This window comes from Paractinoplanes toevensis, assembly GCF_018332695.1.
Lineage (GTDB): Bacteria > Actinomycetota > Actinomycetes > Mycobacteriales > Micromonosporaceae > Actinoplanes > Actinoplanes toevensis.
The window spans coordinates 113,098-122,840 of the sequence record NZ_BOQN01000107.1; the positions used below are offsets into that span (position 1 = coordinate 113,098).

Genomic DNA, 9,743 nt, shown 5'->3' on the forward strand with positions numbered 1-9,743 from the left:
ACGGCTTCGAGATCAGCCTGAGCGGAGGCAGCACCGTCCGGCTACTCGTCGTCTCGAAGTGCCTTCACGAGGGCTGACGATCTCTCCGGAGTGGCCGGTGGCCGGGCCGTCCGGGGTACCGCGGCCAGCAGGACGCACCCGGCCACGGCGAGCGCGGCGCAGGCCAGCAAGGCCGAGCGGAAGCCCACCGCCTGGATGATGGCCCCGGCGAGCAGCCCGGAGACCAGCGATCCCACGGTCAGGGTGTTGGCGAACAGGGTGGTGGCCCGGCCCGGCGAGTCCGGGGCGAGGTCCTGCACGAAGGTGATGCCGAGCGTGCCGGCCACCGCCAGCGCGATGCCGCGCGCCACCTGCGTGCCGATCAGCGCCGGCATCGTGGTGGCCGACGCGACCAGGACGAAGTAGACGGCGAACAGCGCCATGCCGGCCAGGATCACCTTCTTGCGTACGCCGGCCGGGATCAGCATCGTGGCCAGCGCCGCCGGGATCTCCACCAGCGCGCACACGGTGAACAGCACGCCCACCTGGCTGTCCGGCCGGTGCAGGGTGCCGGTCACGTACAGCGGAAGGACCACCGAGCCGGACAGCATCGCGGTGTGGAAGCAGGTGAAGCTGCCGGCCGCCAGCAGCATCGCCCGGGGTGGGCGCCGCTCGTCCGGGCGGGTGGGCTCGGCGGGCCGCGGCCGGGGTGTCCGGCCGAGCAGCAGAAGGGGGGCCGCGACGAGGACGAAGACGAGGGCGGTGGTCAGCAGGAGCCGGCGGTATCCGCCCGAGGCCAGCAGCGCGGCGCCGATCATCGGCCCGATCGCCCACGCGAGCGACCAGGTCGAGCGCAGCGCCGGTGTCCGCCGGCGCGACGCCGAGCCGCCGGCCCGGTCGTGGTGGGTCCGGGCCAGGGCGAAGATCTGCGGGAAGGCCGCTGTTCCGGCGCTGAGCAGCCCGGCCGCGACGAGCAGCAGGACCAGGTAGTCGGTGGTCGTGGTGAGCGCCGCGTACCCGGCGGCGGCCGCACCGACCGCGACCAGGGCCGGCCACCGGCTCGCCCTGCGGTCGTAGCGGCGGCCGAGCCAGGTGCTCACCGCCAGCCCGCTCACCGAGGTCAGCGAGATGAAGACACCGGCCTGCAGCGGGGACAGGTGGGCCGTCCCGGTGCCGAAGAGGACGAGGTAGGGGCCGACCATCGAGTCGGCGATTCCCAGCGTCAGCACACTGAGCAGCAGCATGGCATCCCCTCCGGTTGATGCAGGCTAAGCTCCTTTGACTGGAACATACCGCCGCTGATGCGGGTGAAACATCGTTGGGTGGAATCAGTGTTTCTGGAACTCTTCGGCGGGGTGGCATGCCTGGACTTCGCCAACACGATGGACGGCCGGGCCACCGCCCATCCGGAGGAACTGCTGCACTCGTACGCCGATCTCAGCGCCTGGTCCGCGTACGCCGGCCTGATCGACGCCGGCACGGCCGCCCGGCTCGCGGCCCGCGGCAACGAGGCCGATCTTCGCGACGCGGTCGCGTTGCGCGAGGCGATCTTCGAGGTCTTCGCGGCCATCGGCCGCAAGCGGGCGGCCCCGGCCACCGCGCTGGGCGTGGTGCAGGCGCACTACGCCCAGGCGATGACGGTGGCTCAGCTCGTCCCCGGCGACGAGTACGAGTGGCGCTTCACCGGCGACGATCCCGGCCGGGCGTCGTGGCCGGTCGCGGTGTCGGCGGTACGGCTGCTCGCCGGCGGGCCGCTCGACCGGGTCAAGGTGTGCGCGGCCGAGGCCGGCTGCATCGGCCTGTTCCTGGACACCAGCAAGAACCGCAGCCGCCGCTGGTGCACGATGGACGGCTGCGGGATGGATGCGAAGATCCAGCGGCAGGCTTCCCGGCGGCAGGCCGCCCGCCGGACCTGAGCTCAGATCTTCCGGTCGCGCTGGGCGATTCCCTGCGGGCCGTACGGATATTGGCCGACCACCGGGGTGCTGGCCTCGGTGAGCAGCTCGGTCTCCTTCTCCGTCAGGTGCAGGCCGGCGGCGCCGAGGTTGTCCTCGAGCTGCTCCAGGGTGCGTGCGCCGAGGATCACCGACGTGACGGCCGGGCGGTCGGCGAGCCAGGCCAGCGCCACCTGCGACATCGACACGCCGCGCTCCCCGGCGACGCGGCGGACAGTGTCGAGGATGTGCCAGGTGCGGGTGTCGGAGTTGCGCGGACCGTACGCCTCCATGCCGCGGCCCGGGTCCTCGCCGAGCCGGGTCGCACCGGTGGGCTCGCTGTCGCGCACGTACTTGCCGGTCAGCCAGCCGCCACCCAGCGGCGACCACGGCAGGATGCCGATGTTCTCGTTGCGGCACACGTCGACGAGCTCGAACTCGATCTCCCGGACCAGCAGGTTGTACTGCGGCTGCAGGGTGACGATCGGCGCGAGCCCGCGGAACTCGGTGATCAGCGCCGCCTTCTGCAACTGCCAGCCGAGGAAGTTGCTGACCCCCACGTACCGGATCTTGCCGGCCCGGACGGCGTCGTCGAAGAACCCGAGCGTCTCCTCGATCGGGGTCAGCGGGTCCCAGGCGTGCGCCTGGTAGAGGTCGATCGTCTCGATGCCGAGGCGGCGCAGACTCGCGTCGAGCGCGCGGGACAGGTTCACCCTGGTCAGGCCGGCCGAGTTCGGGTCGTCACCCATCGGGAAGCGGCCCTTGGTGGCGATGACAAGCTGGTCACGCAGGCCGGACCGGGCCGTGAGCCAGCGCCCGATGACTTCCTCGGAGACGCCGCGCGAGTAGACGTTGGCGGTGTCGACGAAGTTGCCACCGACCTCGACGAAGCGATCGAGCTGAGCGTGCGAGACCTCCTCGCTGCTCTCGTTCCCGAACGTCATGGTGCCCAGACACAGCGACGACACGATCGTGCCGGTGCCACCCAGGGTGCGGTATTCCATCAGCCAGCTCCTTTTACCGAGATGATCTCATTACCCCGCTGGTTCCGGAGCGTGTCAACGGGGTAACTGATGTAACACCCTGATTCGAGGAGGCACCACCATGGCGACCCTCGCCCAACGTGTCCGCACCTTCCTGCAGAGCCCGCAGGGCCGCCGGCTGGTCGACCAGGGCCGCCGCCAACTGGCCAAGCCGGAGAACCAGCGCCGGTTGCGCGGGCTGTTCACCCGGCTGCAGGGCCGGCGCCGCTACTGACCGTCCGCCGGGGCGCGGCGCGGGCGCCGCGCCCCGGGATGCTCAGCTCAGCGCGAACTTCTGGGACGCGCTGCCGTTGCAGTCGTAGATCTGCAGGCGGGTGCCGTTGGTCGTGGTGCCGTTCGGTGCGTCCAGGCAGCGGCCCGACTGCGGGTTGCGCAGGGAGCCGTCGGCCTGCTGCTGCCAGACCTGGCCACCGACGCCGTTGCAGTCCCACAGCTCGACCTGGGTGTTGTTCGCCGTGCCGTTGCCCACGATGTCCAGGCAGCGGCCCAGGGCGCGCAGCGAACCGTTGCTGTTGTGGAACCAGTGCTGGTCGATCGCGTAGGACTGGCAGTCCCACAGCTGCACCCCGGTGCCGTTGACGCCGGTGTCGTCGGCGGCCACGTCGACGCACTTGCCGCCGGGGCCGACGGTGACTCCGCCGCCGTTGACCGCGAACTTCTGCGCCGCGGTGCCGTTGCAGTCCCAGATCTGCAGCCGCGTGCCGTTCGCCGTGGTGCCGTTCGGGGAGTCCAGGCAGCGGCCCGACTGCGGGTTGCGCAGGGAACCGTCGGCCTGCTGAACCCACTTCTGGCCACCGACGCCGTTGCAGTCCCACAGCTCCAGCTGGGCGCCGCCGGCCGTGCCGTTGCCGACGATGTCGAGGCAGCGGCCCAGGGTGCGCAGGGTGTTGTCGGCGTAGTGCTGCCAGTGCTGGTCGGAGGCGTACGACTGGCAGTCCCACAGCTGCACCGCGGTGCCGTTGACGCCGGTGTCGTCGGCGGCCACGTCGATGCACTTGCCGCCGGGGCCGGTGACCGTGCCGCGCGGGCCGTTCGGGACGTTGGTCTGGCCGGAGTAGCCGACCGTGACGATGTTCGCCTGGACCGCGTTGTCGGCGGCGTCGGTGGGATAGCCGGAGGTCATCACGCCCTCGAAGAACGTGCCCATGTTGCGGTTGCTGTTGTCGCCGCCGGTGCCCAGGATGATCGAGCCTTCCTGGTGCATCGGGATGTAGCCGCCGCGGTTCGGCAACGCGCCGTTCCACCAGGTGCTCAGGCCGCCCGACTGGGAGTTGCCGCCTTTGAGCGCGTACGTCGTCTGGCCGTTGTTCTTCAACAGGGCCGTGACGTAGGTGCTGTTGTTGCCGAGGTTCGCGGTGTTGGAGCCGTTGGCGCCCTGGAACATGCCGTTCTCGAGGTCGGCCTCGACCCACGGGCCGGAGCCGGTGCACGGCGCGAAGTAGCAGGTGGTGGCGATGCTGACGGCGTCCATGTGGCCGTTGCCGGTGTCCGCGACCTGGATCTCGGCGTTGCCGTAGTCGAAGCAGCAGTCGGAGCCGACGTGAGTGCCGCTGGCCACCATGTACATGCCTTCGGGCTGGCCGTTGACCGCAACCCCGGATCCGGCCGTACGCCGGTAGCCGTGCTGCGGGGAGATCCAGATCCCGTACACCTTGTGGCCGCCCGCGGTGACCGCCAGCTCACTGGCGTCGGCCGGGTAGTCGGCCGGTCCGGCGGTGCCGGCCGGCGAGACGGTGAGGTCGTTGTGCCGGGCGGTCTGGTCGTAGATCTTGGTGATGCCGCAGGTGGTGCCGTTGCAGAAGACGTCATGGTCGGCGGCGTTGGCGTAGCCGCCCGCTGCGAGCAGGCCGACGTCGTGGGTGGCGCGGTCGGATGCGCGGGTGACCTGGTAGAGCGGGCCGTTGTAGGTGCCGAACAGGGCGCGGGTGCTGCTGTGCGCGGCCACGCAGGGGGTGCCGGCCGCGCCGTAGATGTCGCACGGCAGCGAGGCGGCCGCGTGGGCGGCGCCGGGGATGCCGACGAGCAGTCCGATGACCAGGGTGAGCAGGACGAGCGGGGATGAGATGCGTCTGCGCATGGGGATGCTCCCGGGGAAAAGACATCGAGGGGTATCGACACCTCGGTGTACGCCCGAACGCTGGAAAACGTCAATAACCGATGAATCATGTTCGTTTTTGTTTGCACGAAGGGGCAATGGCGGAACGCGTAACTCGTTGGTTACGCTTTCCGGGTGGGCGACGGCGTGGACGACGTGACCGGCGCGATCGCCGATCCGGCGCGGCGGGAGATCCTGCTGATGCTGCGCGACGAGGCACTCTCGGCCGGGCAGATCGCCGACCGGTTCGCGATCAGCCGGCCGGCCGTCAGCCGGCACCTGCGCGTGCTGCGTGAGGCCGGCCTGGTGCGCGACACCGCCGACGGCCGCCGCCGGGTCTACACGCTGGTCACCGCGCCGCTCGACGAGCTGGCCGGGTGGCTGGGGCGGCTGATGCGCCCGTCCGGCTGGCAGCACCACCTCGACGCGCTGGAGACCGAGGTCTACCGCACCCGACGTGAGCGGCACACCGCCGCCGAGAACAAGGAGACCGCATGAGCCCGATCCCCACCGGCCGGCTGTTCGGCGACGACCTGGTGCTGACCCGCACCTTCCGCGCCCCGATCGACGACGTCTGGGCCAGCCTCACCGAGCCGGACCGGACGGCCCACTGGTTCGGCCCCTGGGAGGGCGATGCCGGGCCGGGCCGGATGATCAAGGTCCAGATGGTGCACGAGGAGGGCAAACCCTGGATGGATATGACCATCGAGGCGTGCGAGCCACCCCGCCGGCTGTCGGTGTCCAACGTCAATGACTACGGCAGCTGGCACCTGGAGCTGGAGCTGACCGAGGCCGCGGGCGTGACCGAACTGCGGTTCACCCACCACCTCACCGAGAAGGACAACCCCGGCGAGGTCGGGCCGGGCTGGGAGTACTACCTGGACGGCCTGGTCGCCGCGCGCGAGAACCGGCCCCACCCGAGCTTCGACGACTACTACCCGTCGATGAAGGAGCACTTCGAGGCCCAGCGCTAGACGAAGCCCCGGCGCCGGTCGAGCCGGCGCCGGGGCTGACGGTCAGGGCAGGGTCCACTTCTGGTTGGCGGCCGCCGAGCAGTCCCAGATCTGCAGGCGGGTGCCGTCGGCCGAGCTCGGGCCGGTGGCGTCCAGGCACTTGCCGAGCGAGCGCAGGGTGCCGTCGGCGTTCGCCGTCCACTGCTGGGCGGTGGTGCCATTGCAGTCGTACAGCTGGATCTTGGTGCCGTTGGCCGAACTGGCCGAGGTCACGTCCAGGCACTTGCCGAGCGCCCGGACCGTGCCGTCGGTGCCGACCGTCCAGGACTGGGCGGTGGTGCCGTTACAGGTGTAGAGCTGCACCGCGGCACCGTTGGCCGAGCTCGCCCCGGCCACGTCGACGCACTTGCCGCCGTACCCGGTGATCTGGCCGGTGCGGGACGGTCCGGAGCCCGCGTCGCCGGCGCCCGCCCAGACGTAGGTGCCGGTGGTCTTGGCCGGCAGGGTCGCGGAGAACTGGCGCGTTCCGGCCCGTACGGTGAAGGTCTGGTTTGCGGAAGTTTGGTTGACGACCACCGTGACCAGGGAGTTGTCAGGGTTGACGAAAGCCACGTTGGTGACCGTTCCGGTCGAGCCGGAACCGCTGCTCACCCGCTTGGCACCGGCCTTCACGAACTTCGAGAACTGGGCCACCATGTTGTAGTCCGGGGTCTTCCAGAACGTGTCCGGGCTCGACGCGCTCTGCACCAGCATGGTCGGGTCGGGCGAACCGGACCAGCGCTCCGGCGAGCGGTTCTGGTCGAGCATCGACACCCAGCCCTCGTAGAGCGTGGCCTGGTTGCGGAAATACTGCACGATCCGGTCGGCGCCCGCGGTCCCCCACACCGAGCGCTCGGTCATCAGCACGTCCTTCTCCGGGTACGTCGCCTTGACCGTCGCCATCACCGACGGCTCACCGGCGTAGTCGTGGAACGCGATCCCGTCGACCGAGGCGCGGGCGTCGGCGGTGAGCACGCCCGCCGCGTACGACGCGCCCTCGGAGAAGTTGTGGTCGAACGCCCAGATCTTGGTAGTCGGCAGTTCGGCCCGGACCGCCTTGGCCAGCTGCCGCTCCTGGTCGGCCGAGACCAGCATGCCCGGGTAGTCGGCCGGCGAGAACAACGGCTCGTTCTGCAGGGTCAGGGCAAAAATCGGAATTCCCAGCGCCGCGTACGCCCGGACCGCCTTGCCGTAGTAACTGGCCAGCGTCGGGATGTACTGGCTGAGCAGGCTCCCGCCGATGATGTTGTTGCTGGTCTTCATCCACGGCGGCGCGCTCCAGGCACTGGCGAAGATCTTCAGGTTCGGGTTGATCGCGAGGGCCTGCTGCAGTGTGGAGATGATGTGATAGTCGATGTCGCGCTGGATGGAGAAGCGGGCCAGCGTCGGATCGGCCGCACCGTCGTCGTAGGTGTAGAAGTCGTGCGACGTGAAGTCGCTGGTGCCCAGGGTGATCCGGGCGACGTTGAAGCCGGCCCCGTTGACCGGGTCGACCAGCGCCCGCAACGCGGCGTCCCGGCCGGCCGCGCTCATCCGCGAAAGGTTGTAGATCGTGGACTCTTCGAGAGAGGAGCCGACGCCGAGTACGGTCTGGAACTGCTGACCGGTGTCGACCGTGATGGTCGCCGTGCCACCGGCCGCGGCGGTGGCCAGATCGGCCTGTTTGCTCAGCTGGTAGGGCGTGCCGGCCAGGCCGGTGGCCGGGTTGGTGTACCAGTTGCCGTTCTTCGGTTCGTAACCGGCGGTGCGCGATTCGGAACTGAGATAGACCTGGACGGTGGTGGCCGCGGCCGCCTGGGCCGGGGCACTCAGGCCGGCGGCGGCGAGGACGGCGGCCAGCACGGCCGCGAAACGGGTACGGGACATCGGTGGGGGTCCCCTCGGAAAAGTATTTTCACAGCTTGAATTAACTGTCCCGAGATTTTGGCGCCTTCGATAGAGCTCAGTCAATAACCGGTGTGGTTCACTCGACGCGTGGTCGTCCTGCGCCCGTTCGACATCTCGCTGCTGGGCCTCGTGCAGCCCTGGTTCCGTCACCCCGAGGTGAACCGCTGGCTGGGCGGCCCGGAGTGGCCGGCCCGCGAGTTCGAGACGGCCGAAGAATTCGGAGTTTTCTTTCGCGGGCGCATCGTGCTGCGCTCGCACTCGTGGGTGGCCTTCGACGACCAGGGTGCGGCGGTCGGGCACATCGGCGGCGAGGTCTACGACCGCTGGTGCCGGTATTCGGAAGGGCCGGACGGGCCGGTCATCGAAGCGGTGGAACCCGGGCCGGCCATGGGATTCGCGTACGTGGTGGATCCGGCCCGCTGGCGGCAGGGGTTCGGCACGGCCACGCTGCGCGCCTGCATGGCCGCACCCGAGGTGGCCGACGTGGTGCTGTTCGCGGCCGGCATCGAACCGGACAACGTCGCCAGCGCCCGCTGCGCCGTCGCGGCCGGCCTGCTCCCGGAAACCGCCGAACCGGACTGGGAAGACATGACCTACCACGTCCGGCGCCGCCGGCCGAGGTGACCCCGCGCTACATGGCGTACTCGCCGCCGCAGGACTCGGCCAGCGATGGGCCGAAGAGGGCCGCCGGGAAGTGGGCGCCGGGCTTTCCCTCGCCGGCCAGCAGGCGCACGGCCACCTCGGCCGGGACCGCGCCGGTGAAGGACTGGGCCTCGCCGACGCGCAGCCAGCCCTCGGCGATGGAACCGTCCGGCCATCGCGCGGTGGCGTGTCCCCAGGAGAACTCGCACGGCCGCTCGCGGGCCTTGACCTCGACCGCGGCCAGGCGGCGGGTCGCGAAGGCGCGCAGCGGCGCGAAGTTCAGCAGCGCCGTGGCCACCGGGAGGATCGCCCGCATCACCGGCGACGCCGGGGCCTCGCTCGACGCGGCGATCACCGATGGGGCGCCGCTGGCTCGCTGGGCGGCCATCAGCTCACCGAGCGGCATGCTCGCGGTGGTGACCGTTTCACCGTCCGGCAGGGTCAGGCGAACCACCTCGCCGGCCAGCGGCGCCGGAGCGAGCCTCCCCGCCCGATAGCGGCGGCCGCCGTATCGCCGGCCGCCCTCGACGCCGGGAAGGCCTTCGAGGATCGTGCCGGCCAGAGCTTCGCCGAGCCGGCCGGCCTCCAGGTCGAGCGAGGGCACCATGTCGACCCGGACGTGCGCCGGTTGCGGCCGGCCCTCGCACAGCTTGACCACGACACTCTCGGTGGCGGTCACGCCGAACCCGGCCCCGGTGACCAGGGTCCGCCCGGCCGCGGTGGCCGCGTCGCTCCGGCCCAGCACAACCGAGACGGCGGCGACATCATTGGCGAGGTCGACGTAGTGGCTGGCGGGCAGGCAGGCCTCGATGATCGGCCCAGCAGTAGCGGTGAACGGCCCAATCGTGTTGATCACAACGGCCGGCCGCCGCCGCCGAATCTCGGCCGCCATCGCCACAACCGAGCCGGCAACGACCACCCCAACCGCGCCCGCCGCGCCCGGACGCCCCAAGATCAGCTGACGCTCGCCCGTTCGCCCCCCAGCCGCCTGACCGTCGATCCCCTCACCGTCGAGCGCTCGGCTTTCCGACGCCCCACCGCCGATCCCCTGACCCTCGATCGCCTGACCTTCGACCGCTCGGCTTTCCGACGCCCGGCCGCCGGTCGGCTGGCCGCTGGTCAGCTGACCGCTGGTCGCCCGGCTTTTGGTCGCCTGGCTTTCCGACGCCTG

At 70.6% G+C, this 9,743-nt stretch carries 10 protein-coding genes; 5 read left to right on the forward strand and 5 right to left on the reverse strand.

From position 1 onward, the window contains the following. Positions 1 to 41: 41 nt before the first annotated feature. A complete protein-coding gene (locus Ato02nite_RS39860) occupies positions 42 to 1,223 on the reverse strand; it encodes an MFS transporter (RefSeq protein ID WP_213011876.1) in 1,182 nt (393 codons plus the stop codon). Positions 1,224 to 1,301: 78 nt separating this feature from the next. On the opposite strand from Ato02nite_RS39860, the gene Ato02nite_RS39865 reads away from it, so the two are divergent. Further along, positions 1,302 to 1,895, forward strand: a complete 594-nt coding sequence (locus tag Ato02nite_RS39865) for a CGNR zinc finger domain-containing protein (RefSeq protein ID WP_213011877.1) — start codon at positions 1,302 to 1,304, stop codon at positions 1,893 to 1,895. A 2-nt stretch (positions 1,896 to 1,897) separates the two neighbouring features. Here Ato02nite_RS39865 and Ato02nite_RS39870 read toward each other — a convergent pair whose 3' ends face one another. Continuing rightward, entirely contained in the window at positions 1,898 to 2,917 is a 1,020-nt protein-coding gene (locus tag Ato02nite_RS39870; RefSeq protein ID WP_213011878.1) for an aldo/keto reductase, read from the reverse strand. A 100-nt stretch (positions 2,918 to 3,017) separates the two neighbouring features. On the opposite strand from Ato02nite_RS39870, the gene Ato02nite_RS39875 reads away from it, so the two are divergent. Beyond that, positions 3,018 to 3,170: a hypothetical protein gene (locus Ato02nite_RS39875; protein ID WP_213011879.1), complete on the forward strand. Its 153-nt coding sequence runs from the start codon at positions 3,018 to 3,020 to the stop codon at positions 3,168 to 3,170. Positions 3,171 to 3,212: 42 nt separating this feature from the next. Here the strand turns inward: Ato02nite_RS39875 and Ato02nite_RS39880 are convergent, their stop codons facing one another. Further along, positions 3,213 to 5,033 (reverse strand): arabinofuranosidase catalytic domain-containing protein, encoded by a 1,821-nt coding sequence (locus Ato02nite_RS39880; protein ID WP_213011880.1) that lies wholly within the window; start codon positions 5,031 to 5,033, stop codon positions 3,213 to 3,215. A gap of 153 nt (positions 5,034 to 5,186) precedes the next feature. Here Ato02nite_RS39880 and Ato02nite_RS39885 point away from each other — a divergent pair, with 153 nt between their 5' ends. Together Ato02nite_RS39885 and Ato02nite_RS39890 are read left to right on the forward strand one after the other, a co-directional pair. Continuing rightward, positions 5,187 to 5,549, forward strand: a complete 363-nt coding sequence (locus tag Ato02nite_RS39885; RefSeq protein WP_438873106.1) for a metalloregulator ArsR/SmtB family transcription factor — start codon at positions 5,187 to 5,189, stop codon at positions 5,547 to 5,549. Beyond that, positions 5,546 to 6,025: an SRPBCC family protein gene (locus tag Ato02nite_RS39890; RefSeq protein ID WP_213011881.1), complete on the forward strand. Its 480-nt coding sequence runs from the start codon at positions 5,546 to 5,548 to the stop codon at positions 6,023 to 6,025. The genes Ato02nite_RS39885 and Ato02nite_RS39890 overlap by 4 nt, the downstream gene beginning before the upstream one ends. Before the next feature lie 42 nt (positions 6,026 to 6,067). On the opposite strand, the gene Ato02nite_RS39895 is transcribed toward Ato02nite_RS39890, so the two are convergent. After that, positions 6,068 to 7,909, reverse strand: coding sequence for a ricin-type beta-trefoil lectin domain protein (locus Ato02nite_RS39895; RefSeq protein ID WP_213011882.1), 1,842 nt, complete (start codon positions 7,907 to 7,909; stop codon positions 6,068 to 6,070). Between the two features lie 108 nt (positions 7,910 to 8,017). Here Ato02nite_RS39895 and Ato02nite_RS39900 point away from each other — a divergent pair, with 108 nt between their 5' ends. Next, positions 8,018 to 8,554, forward strand: a complete 537-nt coding sequence (locus Ato02nite_RS39900; protein WP_213011883.1) for a GNAT family N-acetyltransferase — start codon at positions 8,018 to 8,020, stop codon at positions 8,552 to 8,554. A gap of 7 nt (positions 8,555 to 8,561) precedes the next feature. Here the strand turns inward: Ato02nite_RS39900 and Ato02nite_RS39905 are convergent. Further along, on the reverse strand, positions 8,562 to 9,743 hold a 1,182-nt coding region (locus Ato02nite_RS39905), incomplete at its 5' end, for a saccharopine dehydrogenase family protein (protein ID WP_213011884.1).